Below are 18273 nucleotides of genomic sequence, written 5' to 3' on the forward strand. Positions count from 1 at the left end.
GAATTCAAGCTTTTTCTTCTCCTTCCATCCCTCCTAGATTACTTGTCAAAGAAAAGGAGGCTCATATTCTGGAGTTATTATGACACTCCGCATCTTATGTTTATTCCTTCTTCTCCTCTCCTTCGGCTGCAAAAAACAAACAGTTTCCTTCGATGTTTGGTTGTCCGAAAACAAAAACGAGAAAGTAGTCAATCTTTCGAATAAGGAATTGGGAGATCTCCCCTCCTCCATAGAAACCCTGGAAGCTGTCGAAGAACTTACGTTACAGTACAACTCAATCTCCAAACTTCCCGACGAACTGGGAAATCTGAAGCGACTCAGAATTTTGAATCTTTTCGGAAATCCGATCCGCGAACTCCCAGAATCCCTCGGCGGACTGCAAAACTTGGAAATACTTCTTCTTGGCAGAACGGAAATCAGTTCGGTTCCTAAATTTTTACCGAAACTGGCTTCCTTAAAAACATTAGCCTTGGACGAAACCAAACTCACCCTTACGGAAGAGGATGTGGAAATCCTGGCACAAATTCCTAAATTGGAAATCTTGGATCTTACCCTTCTGAGAGAATTCAAAACCCTTCCTAAAAATATTTCCAAACTCTCTCATTTGAAAGAACTGCAAGTGCAGAAAGTCCTATTCGAAAAATCTGATGTAGCTCGATTGAGAGATGAACTTCCCAAAGTAAGAGTGAAACTATAAAGACTTAAATTTGCTGTTTTTCTGGGGGTAATGTCTTTTTCTTGGTCGTATCATGGCCAAATCCGAATCGGAAAACCCTTACTCTAAAACAGTATTGCTACCTACTACTGCCTTCCCTATGAAGGCAGACCTCGCCAGTCGAGAACCCAAACAAATCCAAATTTGGAAGCAAGAAAAAACGTTCTCTCGCATGAGAGAACTCAGAAAGGACAAACAAAAATTCGTTCTGCACGACGGGCCTCCTTATGCGAACGGAAATTTTCACTTAGGCCATGCATTGAATAAAATTCTGAAGGATATGATCGTAAAAAGTAAAAACCTAAGCGGTCATCCTGCGGACATGATTCCAGGCTGGGATTGCCACGGCCTTCCGATCGAAGTACAAGTATTAAAGAATCTTGGCAAAGAAGCTAGAAACACTTCCCCTTCCGAACTCAGAAAAAAATGCAGAGAGTATGCGGAAAAATTCGTCGCCAAACAGGGAGAAGACTTAAATCGCTTTCTCTGCTTTTGGGATGAAGACAATAAATATCTCACGATGGCTCCCGGCTTCGAAGCAAAAATCGTGGAAGTCTTCGGAGAACTTTTCAAAAAAGGTTATATCTACAAAGGTAAAAAGCCTGTTTATTGGTGTATCGATCTTGCTACCGCTCACGCAGAGGCGGAGATAGAATATCACAATCACACTTCTCCATCCATCTATGTTAAGTTTCCCATCCAAGGAGAAACAGATTCCTATTGCCTCATCTGGACGACCACTCCCTGGACTCTTCCTGCAAACTTGGCCATCTGCTTCAACGAAGAACTCGATTACGCTTTGTTTGACGGAGGAGAACAAGGAAAACTTATCTTAGCCACCGGTCTTGCGGAAACGGTTTCCCAAAAAACGGGAGTAAGTTTAACTAAAATTAAAGATTTAAGTTCGGATGATCTGAGAAAAATGATGTTCCGCCATCCTTTCCTGGATCAAAATTCCATCCCTCTCTTCGGAAACCACGTCACATTGGATGCGGGAACCGGATGCGTTCATACGGCACCTGGGCACGGAACGGACGACTATCGTGTAGGAATCGCAGCAGGATTAGAACCGTTCTCTCCTGTAGACGATTACGGTCGTTATACGGATGAATTCCCTATGATGAAAGGGATCAAAATCTGGGCCGCCAATCCGATGATTGTCGATCTACTGAAAGAAAAAGGAATGCTTCTGCATTATTCCGAATTCCAACACTCTTATCCTCACAGTTGGAGAAGTAAAAAACCTCTTATTTTCAGAGCGACTCCTCAATGGTTTTTTTCCATCGATTACAACGAATTGCGAAATCAATCCTTGGCAGCAGTAGACAAAGTAAAATGGATTCCCGATTGGGGAATCACACGCATTCGTTCCATGGTGGAATCCCGCCCTGACTGGTGTTTGTCTCGTCAAAGGAACTGGGGAGTTCCTATCCCATCGTTCACATGTAAATCCTGCGGACACACTCACCTAACCAAAGAAACGATTCAGCACTTCATCGAAATCGTCAAAAAAGAAGGGATCGAAGTTTGGTATGAAAGAGAAGCGGCGGATCTGCTTCCTACAGGAACCAAATGCGAGTCGTGCGGATCGGACGAACTCAAACAAGACAAAGACATTTTGGATGTTTGGTTCGACTCGGGAGTTTCCAACTTCGCAGTGTTTGGTGATTCTCCCGGCAAAGAACCTGCCGATCTTTATTTGGAAGGTTCCGACCAACATAGAGGCTGGTTCCAATCCTCCCTTTGGCCTTCCATGGCAATCAGAGGAGTTCCTCCTTACAAGGCGGTTCTCACTCACGGTTATACCTTGGACGACCAAGGAAGAGCGATGTCCAAATCCCTAGGAAACGGAATCGAACCTCAGGAAGTGATCGATGTTTACGGTGCGGATGTCCTTAGACTTTGGATCAGCTCCCAAGATTTCAGAGACGACCTTAGACTGACCAAAGACGGAATCAAATCCGTAGCGGATAACTACCGTAAGATTAGAAACACATTCCGTTATCTGTTAGGAAACACTTCTCCCGACATAGAAACCAACCCTCCGAGCGAGAACGATTTGGAACCGATCGATTCGTATTACCTTTCCCAACTGGCTTCTCTTACGGAAGAAGTTAAAAAACATTACGAAGCCTACCAGTTCCACTTGGTATATCAGAAGGTGCTTCTCTTCTGCACTGTGAACCTATCTCAGGATTATTTCGAAATCATTCGGGACAGAATGTATTGTGATGCGAAAGGTTCGAAAACAAGAAGATCCTCCGAATACGCACTCAGAGTGATTTTGGAAACGTTGACCGTTCTCACTGCACCGATCCTTTCGTTTACTGCGGAAGAAGTATGGAAAGAATCCGGCAAAAAAGATTCAGTATTCTTTCATGATTTCCCCGATCTAAACAAATTCAAAAATACGAAATCGGAAGAAACACTCTCTCTCATTTTCCAAACGAAAGAATCCGTTCAAAAGGCGTTAGAGGATGCACGACAAAAAGGGAAGATAGGAAAGTCTTTGGAGGCGAAAATCCGTCTAATTCCTAAAGAATCCGCAAACCCTCTTTCCGAATTCGGGAAAGAACAATTGGAACTTGTGTTCGTGGTATCCCAAGTGGAGATAGAGAAAGAAAACAGCTCTGAAGAAGAACTGTCCTCTCACAAGGGAGAACATTACACAATCCAAGTTCTGAAACCTAAGGAACATGAATGTCCTAGATGTTGGAGACACACTAGAGACAACCACAAGGAAGGGGAATTGTGCGGAAGATGTAAGGAAGTGGTCCAATGAACACCCAATTTTTGTTATCCGTAGACTGGAATTCCATAAGATTAGATATGTATCTTTTCGCTAGCCTATTTATCGTAGCGGGAACAAGTCACTTTCTGTTGGACAGGTTTTTCCTGAGGATTATGCCGAAGTGGGTTCCTTTTCCCAAGTTCGTAAATTATGCAAGCGGGCTTGCGGAGATTCTGTTAGGACTGCTTTTGTTTCCTGATTTAACTAGAAGTTATGCGGCATGGCTTTTGTTCGCACTTCTTCTTGCGGTTTGGCCTGCCAACTTCTACCATTATTTTTCAAGAAACAAAATGGATCCACCCAAATGGGTTCTTCTTGCCAGACTCCCTCTGCAAATTCCCCTTTTGTACTGGGCTTACAGTTTCACCTGGTAACTGTTAACTTCTTCTCAGTTTTCTAAGTAATTTTCCTAAAACGATGTCGGCTTCCGAAAGCCGACTGATTCCCGCCAAAAGAAAATAGATCACAATCGCAGGGCCGATCGAAATCACAAGAGAGACCCGGCTGAGATTTGCGTGCCCTAATCCGTAATTTTCTTTTCCCCAATCCATCCAAAACGGCTTCAGAAGAATCTCTCCTAAAAAGAGCCAAAGGACAAGCCCTACTAAAGGGAGGATCATTTTACCGACTCGAAAGGCGAGAGACTTCCAAGGAATGGAAACGGAATGTCGGGAAAGGAGAAAAACAAGCAAAACAGAAGTCAGAGAAGCGGCGATTGCGGAAGACAACGCAATGGCGCCGTGTTTCAAAAATGCCATCAATGCAAGGCTCATCCCTATGCTTGTAAAAAAGGAAACGAACTGAACTCTAAGGGGAGTTTTAGTATCTTGAAATGCATAATAAGAAGAAACGAGGACTTTGTTCGTACTATAAAAAGGAATCGCAAAAGAATAAAACACCAAAGGAAGATAGGCAGTTTTAGTGGCAATTGCATCCCATTTCCCTCCGAAGTAAATGGCATCCAATACGGTTTCGCCTAATATAGATAATCCGATAGAAGCAGGAAGGGTCAAAAACAATCCGAAACAAAGTACATCCAAAATCTCTTTCGGAACTTTTTCCTTTTCTCCCGCTCTTAGATCTTTCAAAAGAGAAGGAAGAATGGTCGTGGCAAGGGCCACTCCAATAATACCCGTAGGAAGCTGCACAAGTCTCTGCGAATAGTCCAAGCTCACTACCGCACCCAGTCCTGGATTCGCATTCTGGATATAATTTGCCAAAAAGATATCCACAAGAAGACCGATCTGATAAAAACTCCCCCCTAATGCGGCGGGCAACATCAATTTGAAAATTTTGCGGATGGCAGGATGTTTATAATTCAGTTTGAATACGGGACCGTATCCCAGTTTGTATACATAAACCGCTTGTACGATCAACTGAAGAACCCCTCCCGCTACGATTCCGTAAGCAAGAATGAATACTTTCTCTCTCAATTCCTTCAAAAAAGGAAATGCGAAAATAAAAACGATCAGATAACTAAAGTTAAGTATAATGGGAGAAAGAGAAGGAACGAAGTATTTATGATGAGAGTTGGAAATCGACATGAAGATCGAAGACAAACTGGCGGTCATAATCAGAAAAAAGAGAACTAGGGAAAGTTCCACTACGAGTTCTCCGTATTCCCTGCTTCCTCCTACGAGTGCGGGAAGAAAATCAGAAGCAAATAACCAAAAGAAGGCGACAAACAGAGACAAACACAAAAACAGAAAACTAAGAACGGTTCCCGCCATAACCTTGGCTTCTTCCTTTCCCATTGCTTCGTATTCGGAAAAAATCGGCATAAAGGATTGAGACAAGGTTCCTTCCGCCAAAAGATTTCGGAACATATTGGGGAGCCTGTATGCCACGCTGAATGCGGAGGCGACCATTCCCGTTCCGAAACTAACCGCCATAAAATGATCGCGGACCAATCCTAAAATTCTGGATAAGAAGGTATAAAAAGATAAGGCCAAACTGCGTTTGGCACTGGAAACGTTTGCTTCCGATTTTTGATTCATGAAATGCTGCTTGTAATAAAATTAGGAATTGAGTTTTTCCAAAAACCGCACAGCTCCCGTAGAACCGACGAATACGTCCGTTTTACAGTGAGGGCATTGGTGTTTTCCCACTCTCATGACCCTCAGTCTTGTACCACATGCTTCACATAAAATCACTTTTTCGAAACCTTCGGAAGATTGTTTCGATTTGGGTCCGATGTAGTTCGGCATATTTTTAGGAAGTGTGTCTTCTTTGAAAGGGAGTTTGTATCCAGAAAAACGTTTTTCCAATTCGGAAGAAAGAGTGTCTTTGATTTCCTTTCGAAGGCTCACCAATTTTTCCTCCAAAAGAACTTCCATAGAAGAAGGAGCATTTTCAACCGGTTCTGCTATGTAAGTTTTTGCCTGAACCTTTTTTTCTTGAACTGGTTCTATTACAGTCTGCGCTTTCACATCCAACGATTCCAATTGAGAAACAGGTACTTCCGAAGAAGATTTCACATCCGACTTGGGAGCTCCCGTATAATAAAAACGAATTTTTTCCTGGCTTGGTTTTGCGAACGAAGTTTTTAAAGTCTCAGAAAGTCTCGGTTTTTCTTCCTGAACTTGAAAACTTCTCAAATAGTTTTCCGCATCCGCCAAAGATTTACGAATCGGGAGTTTTTTATAGACTCCGAGCAAAGTCAAAACGGATTCCACTTCCCTACTGAGTCCGTAGAAGACGAAAGCGAGCCCGCCTCCATCTAACATCCGTTTTTGAATTTTCAAAAGGGTGCTGATTCCGTTCGAAGTGATGAAATCCACATGTCCGAAATTAAAAAGAAAACGAGTGTATCCTTTGCCGATTTGAGATTCGAGGTATTGGAACAAATCTTCGGAACTGACTCCGTCCAAAGCCCCTTTCAATTGGATCGAAAAAACTTTATCGAAAGATTGTTGGTTCAATGAAATCACCTTTTAACCTAAAAATATGGCATCCACCACTCCGGCAGGAGGAGGAGAAATTTCTCTGTCGGGAAGAGCCTTCTGTGCAGGAACGCCCGCTTCATTATCAGTTTCCGTCAAATCCACAAGTGTGGATACCTCGGAAGGAGGAGTGATCGTTTTCTTTTCAAACAAAGGAGGATTCTCTTCGGAAACAACCACCGGGGAAGAGGATGCGGCTCCCCCTTCCTCTCTGGCAAAATAATGAAATAGAAAAAAGATCCCCCAAAGCAGAATACTTAGACAAACTGCAATTAGGCTGTAGTTCAAAAGAAGCCATTTAGCAAGCTCCAGTTGATTTTCGAATAAAAGAAGAAGGTTTCCTCTTTCATATTTGAAAATAACGGCTCCTAAAACTTCCAACTTGCCAGTATGATAAACGGGAGCATACATCCTGACTTCATTCGCATTGGCCAATGGAAAAAACTTTACAAGTCCTTTGGCAAATTCAGGCAATTCGGGGTGTTTGGTGCTTAGATCTTTGGAATCCTCTTCAGGATGGGACCATTCCCATTTTCTCATACGGATCGCTTTTCTAAAATAACTTTCTTCCGTTAAACCTACGCTAGGTTTTCTTTTTTCCAAAGGTTCCGCAACTTCCCCTTCTACGGAAGAAGAAAGTAAAACTCCTTTTACATTGAACAAACGGATTTCTTTCAGAATGAACTTTTCAGGATCTTGGGAAGTGACTTCCACATAACGACCGAAAGTTTTATTCAATTCGGAAAAACCTTCCTGGTTCAACCTAGGTTCTACCGCTTTTGCCAAAGCCAAAACGAAATCGCGGGCTCTATGGTCGGAGAGAACCGCTTCCTGTTTCAAAGAATTCTGAACCGATTCGTAAAAAGACCAAACAACAGCACTGAGGGCGACTGCTTCAAAAACGATAAATAATAGAATGAAATAAATGACTGATCTTAGAATGAACACGACATCGTCCTCTACAAAGAACTTCGGTTCAAACGGAAAGATAGAGGCGGAAAAAAGAGGAAAGAAGTGAAAAAGAGTAAATTCTTTAAGACTTTGCGGAAAACCCAAAACAAAATGAACAAAATTTCGCTACAATATCAACCTCTCCAAATGAAAGAGCATCGCTCCTGCAAATCTCAATTTTTCTTTTTCCCAATCCTTCACCTTGCCTAAACGTTTGAGAGAGATCATATTGGAAGAAAGTCCTCCGCAAGGATGAATCCATTGGAATGTGGACAGATCGTTCACTCCATTCAAAGCAAAACCGAAACTAGTGAAGTAAGACTTCGCATACACGCCCATCGAAACTAATTTTTTATCAGGAAAATCCTTCAGATACAGACCGGGGGAAGTTCGATTTTCTTCCACTTCCAATTTCCAAATCTCCAAAATGGCATTTCGAACCGCAATCGTAAGGGCCTGCAAATAGGTGCCCAAACTTTTGTCTCTTTTTTTCAAATCGAAATGAGGATAACCTACGATCTGGCCCGGTTCATGGGCAGTATAATCTCCTCCTCTGTTGATTTGAATCAGCTCGATGGATCTGCTCTTTAGGGTTTCCTGAGTAGCGAGTAGATTTTCCGCTTTCGCCCCAAGACCTCCTGTCAAACATGGATAGTGTTCTAAAAATAGAACGGACTCTTTTCTTTCGGTTCTCGCTCCTTCTTGGAATTGCAAATACCGATGATAGGAACAAGGCTTAGATAGGTAAAAGGACGGGAAACCACTGGAATGGAGAAACTTTGTCATGCGATACTTTGGATCCTGGAAAAATCTCCCAATGGTCGAACCAGACTTGATCTAGCGAAACTCCTCTACTATTCCGACGGAGTTCATTTCCAAAAACATGCTGAAATGATCACAAGAGGGATTTATATCCATTTGGAAGACTCTCCCTACCCCGTCAAATTGAACGAAGCCATCATGTTTTTAAAAGAAAAAGGCCATGTCAGTGCCACTCCCGTAATTTCTGCCAAGGGAGTTCAGGGATTCAATTTGAACTTTTCCCAACCTTTGGAAGGTCTAATTTTAACCAGAGAAGAAAAAAGAGTGATGAGGAAGGTAAATGAAGCCTTCCGAGGGAAAGTGGTAGATGAAAGCCGTCATTACCCTAATCTTTATGAAAATTACGTCGTCACACCATTATATGAGGCGATTCCCTTCGATGTGGCGCGCATCAACACCAAAATCCACGTATTTATGCAAAAAAGCCTTTTGAATTTGTCGGGCAAAATATTTAGGGTCTTATTTGAGAGGTCTCCGGAATGATGATCACTGTTTGTAAAGGTAAAATCCATAGAGCTGTCGTAACGGAGGCAGAATTGCACTACGAGGGAAGCCTCACGGTCGATCAAGATTTGATGGATTTGGCCGGAATGCGTCCTTATGAGCAAGTTTCCGTCGTAAATGTGAACAATGGGGCTCGTTTCGAAACCTATCTGATCGTAGGAAAAAGGGGTTCAGGAACCATTTGCTTGAACGGAGCCGCCGCCAGATTGGGGATGAAAGGCGATAAAGTCATCATCATCACCTACGGCCAATTGGAAGAATCTTCCCTTCCCGCAGACTACCAACCCAAGGTAGTGTTCGTGGATGAGAACAATCATCCGAAAAAACCCTAATCTTGTCCTAATCTTTCTGGGTCAATTCTTCGATACTTACTGTATAAACCTATCGGTAGTCAGAACATGAAAAAACTATTCACATTGATTTCTTTCGCACTCCTATTCGGGACAGTATCCGCTCAAGAACAAGGAACTCCTGCGAATACGGACGCGCAAGGCACACAAAAAAAAGACATCCAAGATCTTTATCCTTTGTCCATCTATGACACTCGCATCCGCTTAAAGAGCGTAAATTTTGTTAAACGTCATGCGGATACGGGAAAAGGCGAAATCCTTGATGTGCAAGTGGAATTGGAATCCAGAGTTCCTGAAGATAACACATATTCGATTTACGTTTTAGCCGGTTATGAAGGCAACCAAGTGAATGAAGCGGAAAGAAGATTGGTTCCGTATCCTGCTTGGAGAAAAAACGATCCGAAAAAGGAAGCAAAAACGCTTTATTTCACAAATGTAATGCCGACTCCAGTGACTGCTCTCGAAGTTTGGGGACAAGAAACTTTGAACAAAAAGAAAGCAGAAGTGGAAAAACTACACTGGCAAGGTTTTGAAGCGGAATATCCGGAACCCACTTTTACGGAAACGGTAGACTATCTTTGCAAAAACAATGCAAAAGCTCTGGGTTTCACTTTATACGGAGAGACAGGTCCTACACAAGACAAAGTAGTTCAATACAACTACGTCGCTCAAACTCCAGAAGAGAAGAAAAAACAAGTTCACGATACTTTGCCGAAACATACATATACGATCTACAACAACAAGTATCAAACACTAGTTACATCTCATCACTATTCCCAATACAGACCCAATTTTTTAAGCTTCAATAAAATTGCTGTTTTGGTTTTTGATCCTAAAAAACAAACGAACAGCCTTCTTTTCAGAAAGTTCTACGACATAAGCGATCTCAAACTATCGCGTTAAAACTAACTTCTGACAGAGATAGTAAAAAAGCGGGCACTTGTGCTCGCTTTTTTTTTGCTTTCACATTCGAAAGCACCTTTCCATTCTACCTCACAAGCAATCCATGAATCCATCCCACTCCGTCAACGAACTCAGAAAGCATATCCCTGCCAAAGCCTTCGAACCATCCATCCCCTTAAGCCTGTTTTATTTCTTTTGGGACGTATTGATTCTATCTATTATTTATTTCCTAGCTTTTCAAGTGAATGAAATTTGGTTCCTTCCTATTTTTTGGTTCTCCGCAGGAACGATGATGTGGGCTCTTTTTGTGGTAGGTCACGATTGCGGACATGGATCTTTTTCCAAATTAACCTGGCTTAATTTCCTCATCGGTCATCTGGCACACACTCCTATCCTTGTTCCTTTTCATGGATGGAAGGTGAGTCATAGAACTCATCACAATAACACAGGAAATATAGAAAAAGATGAAAGCTGGCATCCCCTTACGGAAAGCCAATTCCAAGAAGCAGACCCTCTTACTAAAATGGCACGTTTCAAATTATTTTTGATCGTTTTCCCTCTTTATCTTTTCGTGCGTTCTACGGGAAGAGACGGTTCTCATTTTCATCCGAAGAGTCCCCTCTTTCCTCAGGGAGAAAGAAAGAATGCGGTGGTCAGCACGTTCTCTATACTTCTGATGGCTGGTTTTTTAGGTTGGGTCACTTGGAACTACGGCTTCGTTTTTTTCCTTACTTATTTTTTTGCCCCTTACACTGTCTTTGTAATTTGGCTTTCGTTGGTTACCTATCTGCATCATACGGATGTGGACATTCCTTGGTACAGAGGCAAAGACTGGAATTATGTGGACGGAGCCCTTTCCACTGTAGATAGATCTTACGGAATTTTCGAGCCGATCCATCACAATATCGGAACCCATGTGGTTCATCACCTATTCCCTACCATTCCTCACTACCGTTTGAAACTGGCAAAACAAGGCTTAAAATCGTATTTGGGAGAAGAATACAGAGATTCCAAAGAATCAATCCTTTCCGTATTTCTAAGAAGTTCCAAAGAATGCATCGTAGTTCCCGACGACGGAGGAAAAGTATTCTATAAGAGGCCGGAAGCAAAAGTATGATTCTTTTTCCTCAAGATTCATTGATCGAAATCACAAGAGTCATCGCCTATCTGGGATTTGGTGTTTTTCTTTTTTATCTGGAATACACGGGAAAATTCAATCTTCCTTACAGTAAATTTGCGGAGAACAAAGGGGTCTCTCCTAAGATAGGAATGTTCCTTGTTTATTTTCTTCCGATACTCGGTTACCTCAGCACGCAAGACCACCTAACAAACCTTTCTCCGTTTCAAAAACTAACACTCATCACATTCTGTTTTCATTTCGCCAAACGATGTTTGGAAGTATTGTTCCTGCATAAATTTTCGGGAAAGATGGGAATCACAGGCGTCGTTTTGATTACAATCGCATATACGAACATCGGTCTCATTTGTGGACGCAATCATAACCTGATGAATAGCGATTACACGGACAAAATTCCTTCTCTACAAATCTACTTAGCAATTACACTGTTCTTTATTGGACAGTTTGGAAATTTTTTCCATCACGTTCTTCTTAGAAAACTTAGAAACCAAACAAATCGTACGAGTTATGTGGTTCCGGAAGGGGGCATGTTCAGTATATTAGTATGCCCACACTACTTTTTTGAACTCTTATCTTGGTTTGCTTACAGCCTCCTCTCTACTCACTGGGAAACTTATCTGTTATTTTTTCTAATGTCGTGTTACCTAACAGGCAGAAGCCATCAAACAAAACTTTGGTATAAGGCTCATATACCTGCGTTTCCGACAGAACGGAAACGTATTTGGCCTTATCTATTTTAATTCTTATCCCTAGAACGAGGTACGTTTAGTACCTCTCTTTTCCTCAATTCTATCTAAAACCCTAGTACAAAAGAATTTGAAAAATTTATTGATAAAATATACTTTTTCTATTGACGAACTGTAAAATCGAAGAATAGATTTCCCGGATGAGTTTTGGCAAAAGCCGAAACTTAATTTTTCACGGAGAAAAATATGACTAACAACTTCAAAAACTCTTTGGGCGTTTTAACTGCGTTCGCAGTAGCAGCTGCTATTGCATGTAGTGGTGCAGGATCTGGATCTGGCGGAAACCCATCCATCCAACCAGCTAGCTCTGGTTCCATTATGGACAACGTTAAATCTAACCAAAACTGCGGTTGGGGAGTAACTGAGCAAGGTACTGCTGAAGCAGGTTGCGTATGGGGTAAAGACGGTGGTAAGCCAGTTGGAGCAAAAACTGGTAGAGCTTGCACTAACTCCATCCTCGGTCTTATTAGAAGTGGAGACATGAGCATTGCTGCTGCTGCGAAACAAGGTGGTATCACAAAAGTTCAATCTGTTGACGCTGAAATCAACTCCCTACTAGGATCTGTTCTAGTTGAGAGCTGCCTTCTTGTAAACGGAACATAATTCCTTCTAAAACATGTTGCAGTAGAAATACTGCAGCATGTCTTTCTCTTATTTTTCTTCTCTCTGTTTTTATCAGACATACACAACCAAAAGAAACACCAAATGATTTCTAAGTTCTACTCTCTTTCTCTCTCTTTCATCATCCTATTTCTAATTTCCTGCACAGCCGACCGCAAACTCAACAACCCCAAAGAAGGGCTTTCGGGAATGCAATGCGAAGGAATCGACTACTATGTAGACGAAATTTGCGAAAGCGAAAAAGCACTGCTCGATTGGGCGGCAGCTTATCCTAAATACCGCAAACTTACGGATCTCACTCGGCCGGTTTTGTATGAGATCATGCAAGAAACCGACATCGATCACGCTGCAGCTATTTTTTATCATAGAGCCATTACGGAACCGACCAATAGAAAGTTCATCGAATATGTTTTCACAAAACAAAATGAACTTCTCAGAAAGGTTCCTGACTATTCCAAAAAGAAACTCATCTTTGCGATCGCTCCGGGAATGTTTTATAAAGACAATACCGAAGTGGATGCAGACGGAAAACTCATCCGTGCCATCGTAAAACAGATGGGAATCCAGGAAGCTGTGATTCCTACGGATCAAACGGGAACCGTAGACGGGAACGGACAAATCATCTGCGACTTCGTACAACAAAACCAAGATAAATCGGGAATCATCATCGGTTCTGCCAGTAAAGGAAGCGGAGATTTCAAAAGAGCCATGGAACTTTGCGGAAACGAACCTTACTTTGCCAAAGTATCCGGTTGGTTCAACTTCGGTGGAATCAATAAGGGAAGTTTGGTGGTCAATGCGATGATGGACCACTGGCTTTACAGCAGAGAAGGTAAAGTTTATTTTTGGTGGAAAGGTTATAACTACGAAGGACTCACTTCCATGAGAGCGGGAGCGGATGCTCCTCTAGGAAAAGATTTAGTGATTCCGAAAGGGCTGATCGTGGTGAACATTGTGGGCGTCCCTCACTCTCAATTGGTAACGGAAAGAGGTCGTCCTTTTTACAATTATCTGGCTCAGTTCGGTCCGAACGAAGGATTGAACCTTCTTGCAGACAGTTATATCGTAGGAACTCCTCTTTTCCCTTCTTGGAGAAACGATCATTACTTTAGAGTTCCGATGCCGGAAGAAAGAATCAAAGCATTCATCACATACATCGTAGAAAAGAAAAACATCAAATAGATCATGTTCAAAAAACTTTCTCTCCTTCTTTTAGTTTTCTTCCAAATCGGTTTATCGGCGCAAAGCACTCCTGCTCCCGGCGCCAATACTCCTGAAGCGAATCTCATCCAAATGCTGAGTTCCATCGGACCCAATCAATGGAAAGATGTTGAATTTCAATTGGTGACTGTTTCCCCTTCTCCTACGGTCACTACCGCTTTCGGTCACTCCGCCTTGAGAGTGCTCTACGGCAAACCATTCGAAAGCCAAGATTTTTATTTGGATTTCGGCGAATACGATGAATCCGCATCTTTCGTATGGCGTTTCCTCAAAGGAGAGGCGAAATTTTTCATTAAGATTCGAACTATGGCAGACGCCTATACTTTCTGGGACAGAACAGGAAGAGGAATGGTTGCCTCTCAATTCATACTCACTCTGGAACAAAAACAAAAGTTTGCAAAAGAGATATTGGATATCATAGAGAAAAAAAGAGAAGGTTACGAATACGATAACTTCGAAGCAAACTGTGTCACATTTATCAGAGACATTTTAGGAAATGTTTACGGCAAACCTCTTCAATTGGAAACGGAAAAAAACAAATCCACTTGGAGATCCAGACTTCTTCCTTATGCTGCAAAAGTATTTTGGCTTCGTTTTTGCGAAAAACTTTTGTTAGATCATGATACGGATATGGTTAGAAATCCGAAGGATCTGATTTATCTGCCTTACGACCTTCTCATTGCTGCAGAAGACGGTAAATTGGTGAAAGACAAAGAACTTTTGCACAGAGATTTTTGGAAACTTCCCGAGTCTGCGGATGTTTTAGGTTTCGTTACATTTGCGATTTTTATATTCTTAGTCGCTTCCCAAATCCCCGGATATCTGAAACAAAGATTCTCCTCCGTGGGAAGAAAACTTTTCGGTATCATTTCCGTTTTCTGCGGAACATTCACTCTCATCGTAATCCTGTTCACATCCTTTCCGTTTATGAACGATACGATCATGTTCTTAGTGTTCACTCCTGTGGATTATCTTCTCTTCTTAAAAGGAAAAATAACGAGCCGTTCCTATCAGTATTTTCTGTATGGAAGATTGACTATGTTAGGATTAGCACTTCTTCTGCGACTGACGGTCCTTCCGCAAAGCATAGATGCTGCATTGTTTTTTACGGTTCTATTCTTCGTTCTTTCCTATATCAATTTCAGAAAAGAAAGAACGGAAGAACTTACAGAGACAAATGCCTAAGTTCAACAGAAAAGATTTCGTTGTAAAATCCCTAAAATGGTTGGGAGGCAGCGCCGCAGTAGGACTCACAGGCGGCCTGGGATACTCCTTCTTCGGCAATTCTCAATACAAAGAAAGTTTCCCTCATGTTCCTGAAAATCATGCGGACTTTCCACCTAACGGTAAATCGGTTTGTATCGTAGGAGGAGGACTTGCAGGCCTACAAGCAGGATGCGAACTTGCGGACAGAGGGTTTCAAGTCACTATCCTGGAAAAGACGGGAACTGCGGGCGGAAAACTTAAAACCTGGAAAGACAAACATTTCGGAAAAAAACATTTCGGAAAAAAAGGGTATGACCGTGAACACGGGCTTCATGCGATTTGGGGCTTTTACAAAAACTTACGAGAGTTTATCGGCCGACATAAATTCAAAATCAAAAAACTAAGCACAAACGATTCTTTCTATTACTTCGTCTCCAAAAGAGGAGTGCAAAGTAAAATCCATTCCACTACCTGGCCGATCCCTTTCGATCGTTTAGAAATGGTAAACAACGGGATTTACGTTCCTTCCAGAGAAGACATCAATGTCCCCGCTTCCAATATGGTCGAAACTCTTTTCGTATCCATGAAGATGTGGGGATTCGATTTTTCCAATCAAAAAGACAGACTCTATTTAGACAGCATTACCTTCTACGATTGGGCCATTCAAAACGGAATGAGCGTGGAATACATCAAACACTTCTTCGATGCATTGGCAGAGATGGGTTTTTTCATGACCACGAAGGAATGTTCCGCTTTAGCAGTTGTTAATTTTATAAAACTAGGAAATCAACCGAGCGATTCCAAAGTCGATTTTTTCCAATGGCCTCCTAATGAGTCTTTCATCGAGCCGATGATCGCCCACATCGAATCGAAAGGCGGCAAAATCATTTATCATCAGGAAATTTCCGGGATAGAAAAAGATGCTTCCGGCAAAGTCAAATCAGTAAGAACAAACGAAGCTCTGCCGAAAGGAAAAATCAGAAGATGTAGAATCTGCGGAAACGTAATCGGTGCAGGCGACTACGATCATTGTCCTTTCTGCGGAGCGCACCATTCCGAAATCGAAGTTCTCGATAATATCAAACCGGGAGTATTCGATGCGGATTATTTCGTGATCGCATGTGATGTCCCAGGGACAAAAAAATTTCTCACCACGAGCAGGTTATCCGACGAAGACGACTACTTCAAGAAGGTGATGAAGCTTTCCAATGCGCATATTCTCTGCGTCAATCTTCTCTATGAAAACAGTGATGCTTGGTCGAAACGTTTTCCGGAAGGAAAATGGAGTGCCATCGACTTTATGCCTACCGGTTATGAGTATTTAGGTTTCACATCCAATTGGTCTGCAGTGCAGATTCCGGAACTAAAAGAGAAAAAAATAGATTTGATCGAAGTGCAAGTTTCCAAATGGAAAGAACTTCTTCAATATCCTTTCCCTAAAATCGCGGAGATCGTACACGAAGAATTGAAACAAATTCTACCCGATCTTCCTAAGTTTTCCGAATTTTACATCAACCATTGGGATACATACACAGGCTTTCGTCCGGGAGACGAAGCGAATCGTCCTACCATCCAATCTCCTATCGACAATCTTTTGTTTATCGGAGACTGGGTGTTTGTGGATCAACATTCCGTCTTTATGGAAAGAACCAATGTGATGGCCAAAACAGCAACCAACATGCTTCTTAAAAAAATAGGAGCGAAAGACGGTTATATCACGGTTCTAAGATCGGGAATCCCGGATCTGGCTACGGATCTTCTTAAATATGTAACTTCGGTAAGAAGCTAAACATCCACGCTCTCTTTCCCAAGAGAGCATTTTTTGATTTTTCGAATATTTGGAGTTATGTGACATGATCGATACGCATATAAAACCTAAATTATTCTTCTTAGAACAAAAAATATAAGAAACACGAATAGCGACAATGACAAAGATAAATGCTATATATAATACGATTCAGGAATGGTTTCGACTAAAGAAAATCACCCAAGGTCTGACCGGTTCCGAATTACGATCGGCTACCACAACATTTTACGTTCAATTTAGCATGTCTGTATTGCCGACGATCTTAATCGTCTCCGTACACTATAACGAGCCTCCTGAAACACATTTTTATTCTTTGGTACATTATCTCGTTCTTATTATTCCTTTAATGACTGCATACTTACTTCTTAGGCGGCGTTATTTTAATTTATCCGCTATAATTACGTTAGTTTCCATTAATTACCACCTAGGAGCACTTACATTAGCGCAGGCAGATGACCCTGCACCTATAGGTTTTTTCATTACTTCTATTTTATCATTTCTAATGATCTCTAAGAACTATAATGTTACTAGATTTCTAATATCGATTGCATCTCTAGGACTTTATACTGCTAGCCAGTATTATTATAGAGTCATGGGGGGAAATGCGCTATTTGGCCCGCCCAAATGGATCGTACCTGCCGAATATTTGATTCCTCCTTTGATACTAGGATCTTTTCTTATCGTATTGATTGTTTATCAATTTGTGAAAGCAGTAGAGACTGCAGAAACGAAATTAACGGAAGAACATGAAAAATCAGAAAAATTATTATTAAATATAATACCGCAAGAAATAGCGGAAGAGCTGAAAAGAAAAGGGGTTAGCACACCTAGACAATTCAATTCCGCTACGATCTGTTTTACCGACTTTGAAGGATTTACAAGCATTGCGGAAACGATGAATCCGAAAGAGTTAGTTGAAGAATTAGATAGATGTTTTTCCTATTTTGATAGCTTAATGGATCATTACAATCTTGAAAAACTCAAAACAATCGGGGACAGTTATATGTTTGTCGGAGGAATCCCCTCCACAAATAAAACTCATGCAGTGGATTGTGTATTGGCTGCAATAGAGATACAAGCGTTTATGAACCAAATGAAAGATATAAAAGAATCACAAAATCTTCCGTATTGGGAACTGAGGCTGGGAATTCATTCCGGTGAAGTAATCGCTGGAGTCATCGGAGAGAAAAAATTTGCATACGATGTTTGGAGCGACACGGTCAATACTGCAAGCAGATGCGAATCTTCAGGTGTTTCCGGAAAGATAAATATATCTTCCGCTACCTTTGAGCTTGTTAAAGACTTCTTTGATTGCGATTATCGCGGATACATAGATGCAAAAAACAAAGGCAAGATTAAAATGTATTTCGTAAATGGGATATTGGAGGAACTTCGAGAGAAGAACAATCCAAATACCCCCAATAGCCAATTCAAAAAAAGATATGAATTCTTAAAGGATCACAACATATCACTTTGATTCCTGGGGCAGATGTAACGAGGGTTCGTTGGCTTTTTTAACCGGCTACGCTACTTGGCTTCACCGGTTAGATTTTCAG

General features: G+C 41.6%; 17 protein-coding genes. 13 read left to right on the forward strand and 4 right to left on the reverse strand.

The window, feature by feature from the left end; genetic code table 11:
- Positions 1-79: 79 nt before the first annotated feature.
- From EHS15_RS16285 to EHS15_RS16295, 3 genes are read left to right on the forward strand one after another with little or no spacing between them, the layout of a single operon-like run.
- Positions 80-697, forward strand: coding sequence for a leucine-rich repeat domain-containing protein (locus EHS15_RS16285; protein ID WP_135761650.1), 618 nt, complete (start codon positions 80-82; stop codon positions 695-697).
- A gap of 52 nt (positions 698-749) precedes the next feature.
- Complete coding sequence (ileS, locus tag EHS15_RS16290) at positions 750-3497, forward strand: isoleucine--tRNA ligase (protein ID WP_135761651.1); 2748 nt, start codon at positions 750-752, stop codon at positions 3495-3497.
- Positions 3494-3880 carry a DoxX family protein gene (locus tag EHS15_RS16295; RefSeq protein ID WP_246052245.1) on the forward strand — a complete coding sequence of 129 codons (387 nt, stop codon included), beginning with the start codon at positions 3494-3496 and terminating at the stop codon, positions 3878-3880. Before ileS ends, EHS15_RS16295 begins: the two co-directional genes overlap by 4 nt.
- 3 nt (positions 3881-3883) lie before the next feature.
- Here the strand turns inward: EHS15_RS16295 and murJ are convergent, their stop codons facing one another.
- The 4 genes from murJ to lipB all read right to left on the reverse strand — a co-directional run bounded on the left by murJ (position 3884) and on the right by lipB (position 8113).
- On the reverse strand, positions 3884-5503 hold the full coding sequence (gene murJ / locus EHS15_RS16300; protein WP_135761652.1) for a murein biosynthesis integral membrane protein MurJ: 1620 nt from the start codon (positions 5501-5503) through the stop codon (positions 3884-3886).
- A gap of 21 nt (positions 5504-5524) precedes the next feature.
- Entirely contained in the window at positions 5525-6427 is a 903-nt protein-coding gene (locus EHS15_RS16305; protein WP_135761653.1) for an STAS domain-containing protein, read from the reverse strand.
- Positions 6428-6439: 12 nt separating this feature from the next.
- Entirely contained in the window at positions 6440-7396 is a 957-nt protein-coding gene (locus EHS15_RS16310) for an LIC_12071 family protein (protein ID WP_135761654.1), read from the reverse strand.
- Between the two features lie 129 nt (positions 7397-7525).
- On the reverse strand, positions 7526-8113 hold the full coding sequence (gene lipB, locus EHS15_RS16315) for a lipoyl(octanoyl) transferase LipB (RefSeq protein ID WP_246052247.1): 588 nt from the start codon (positions 8111-8113) through the stop codon (positions 7526-7528).
- Positions 8114-8167: 54 nt separating this feature from the next.
- Here lipB and EHS15_RS16320 point away from each other — a divergent pair, with 54 nt between their 5' ends.
- The 10 genes from EHS15_RS16320 to EHS15_RS16365 all read left to right on the forward strand — a co-directional run bounded on the left by EHS15_RS16320 (position 8168) and on the right by EHS15_RS16365 (position 18194).
- Positions 8168-8704 (forward strand): type II toxin-antitoxin system antitoxin SocA domain-containing protein, encoded by a 537-nt coding sequence (locus tag EHS15_RS16320; protein WP_135761656.1) that lies wholly within the window; start codon positions 8168-8170, stop codon positions 8702-8704.
- Complete coding sequence (gene panD / locus EHS15_RS16325) at positions 8701-9057, forward strand: aspartate 1-decarboxylase (RefSeq protein ID WP_135761657.1); 357 nt, start codon at positions 8701-8703, stop codon at positions 9055-9057. Before EHS15_RS16320 ends, panD begins: the two co-directional genes overlap by 4 nt.
- Before the next feature lie 66 nt (positions 9058-9123).
- The gene (locus tag EHS15_RS16330) at positions 9124-9978 is read left to right on the forward strand and encodes a hypothetical protein (RefSeq protein WP_135761658.1); all 855 of its coding nucleotides are present in this window, start codon (positions 9124-9126) and stop codon (positions 9976-9978) included.
- A gap of 103 nt (positions 9979-10081) precedes the next feature.
- A complete protein-coding gene (locus EHS15_RS16335) occupies positions 10082-11095 on the forward strand; it encodes a fatty acid desaturase (RefSeq protein ID WP_210416364.1) in 1014 nt (337 codons plus the stop codon).
- Complete coding sequence (locus EHS15_RS16340) at positions 11092-11856, forward strand: phosphatidylethanolamine N-methyltransferase family domain-containing protein (RefSeq protein WP_135761659.1); 765 nt, start codon at positions 11092-11094, stop codon at positions 11854-11856. Before EHS15_RS16335 ends, EHS15_RS16340 begins: the two co-directional genes overlap by 4 nt.
- A 192-nt stretch (positions 11857-12048) precedes the next feature.
- Entirely contained in the window at positions 12049-12465 is a 417-nt protein-coding gene (locus EHS15_RS16345; RefSeq protein WP_210416365.1) for a TRL domain-containing protein, read from the forward strand.
- A gap of 102 nt (positions 12466-12567) precedes the next feature.
- Complete coding sequence (locus tag EHS15_RS16350; RefSeq protein WP_135761660.1) at positions 12568-13665, forward strand: hypothetical protein; 1098 nt, start codon at positions 12568-12570, stop codon at positions 13663-13665.
- A gap of 3 nt (positions 13666-13668) precedes the next feature.
- Positions 13669-14889, forward strand: a complete 1221-nt coding sequence (locus EHS15_RS16355; protein ID WP_135761661.1) for a lipoprotein N-acyltransferase Lnb domain-containing protein — start codon at positions 13669-13671, stop codon at positions 14887-14889.
- Complete coding sequence (locus EHS15_RS16360) at positions 14882-16699, forward strand: FAD-dependent oxidoreductase (RefSeq protein ID WP_167884262.1); 1818 nt, start codon at positions 14882-14884, stop codon at positions 16697-16699. The genes EHS15_RS16355 and EHS15_RS16360 overlap by 8 nt, the downstream gene beginning before the upstream one ends.
- A 136-nt stretch (positions 16700-16835) precedes the next feature.
- Positions 16836-18194, forward strand: coding sequence for an adenylate/guanylate cyclase domain-containing protein (locus EHS15_RS16365; protein WP_135761663.1), 1359 nt, complete (start codon positions 16836-16838; stop codon positions 18192-18194).
- The last annotated feature ends 79 nt before the right edge of the window (positions 18195-18273 follow it).

The organism is Leptospira idonii (genome assembly GCF_004770995.1).
GTDB lineage: Bacteria > Spirochaetota > Leptospiria > Leptospirales > Leptospiraceae > Leptospira_A > Leptospira_A idonii.

Bases quoted from the DNA above. Each gene is read 5' to 3' on its own strand.
- EHS15_RS16350 (WP_135761660.1), top strand. From the start codon at position 12,568: ATGATTTCTAAGTTCTACTCTCTTTCTCTCTCTTTCATCATCCTATTT.
- murJ (WP_135761652.1), bottom strand. From the start codon at position 5,503: ATGAATCAAAAATCGGAAGCAAACGTTTCCAGTGCCAAACGCAGTTTG.
- EHS15_RS16330 (WP_135761658.1), top strand. From the start codon at position 9,124: ATGAAAAAACTATTCACATTGATTTCTTTCGCACTCCTATTCGGGACA.
- EHS15_RS16295 (WP_246052245.1), top strand. From the start codon at position 3,494: ATGAACACCCAATTTTTGTTATCCGTAGACTGGAATTCCATAAGATTA.
- panD (WP_135761657.1), top strand. From the start codon at position 8,701: ATGATGATCACTGTTTGTAAAGGTAAAATCCATAGAGCTGTCGTAACG.
- EHS15_RS16345 (WP_210416365.1), top strand. From the start codon at position 12,049: ATGACTAACAACTTCAAAAACTCTTTGGGCGTTTTAACTGCGTTCGCA.
- EHS15_RS16360 (WP_167884262.1), top strand. From the start codon at position 14,882: ATGCCTAAGTTCAACAGAAAAGATTTCGTTGTAAAATCCCTAAAATGG.
- ileS (WP_135761651.1), top strand. From the start codon at position 750: ATGGCCAAATCCGAATCGGAAAACCCTTACTCTAAAACAGTATTGCTA.
- EHS15_RS16340 (WP_135761659.1), top strand. From the start codon at position 11,092: ATGATTCTTTTTCCTCAAGATTCATTGATCGAAATCACAAGAGTCATC.
- EHS15_RS16355 (WP_135761661.1), top strand. From the start codon at position 13,669: ATGTTCAAAAAACTTTCTCTCCTTCTTTTAGTTTTCTTCCAAATCGGT.
- EHS15_RS16335 (WP_210416364.1), top strand. From the start codon at position 10,082: ATGAATCCATCCCACTCCGTCAACGAACTCAGAAAGCATATCCCTGCC.
- EHS15_RS16365 (WP_135761663.1), top strand. From the start codon at position 16,836: ATGACAAAGATAAATGCTATATATAATACGATTCAGGAATGGTTTCGA.
- EHS15_RS16285 (WP_135761650.1), top strand. From the start codon at position 80: ATGACACTCCGCATCTTATGTTTATTCCTTCTTCTCCTCTCCTTCGGC.
- EHS15_RS16320 (WP_135761656.1), top strand. From the start codon at position 8,168: ATGGAGAAACTTTGTCATGCGATACTTTGGATCCTGGAAAAATCTCCC.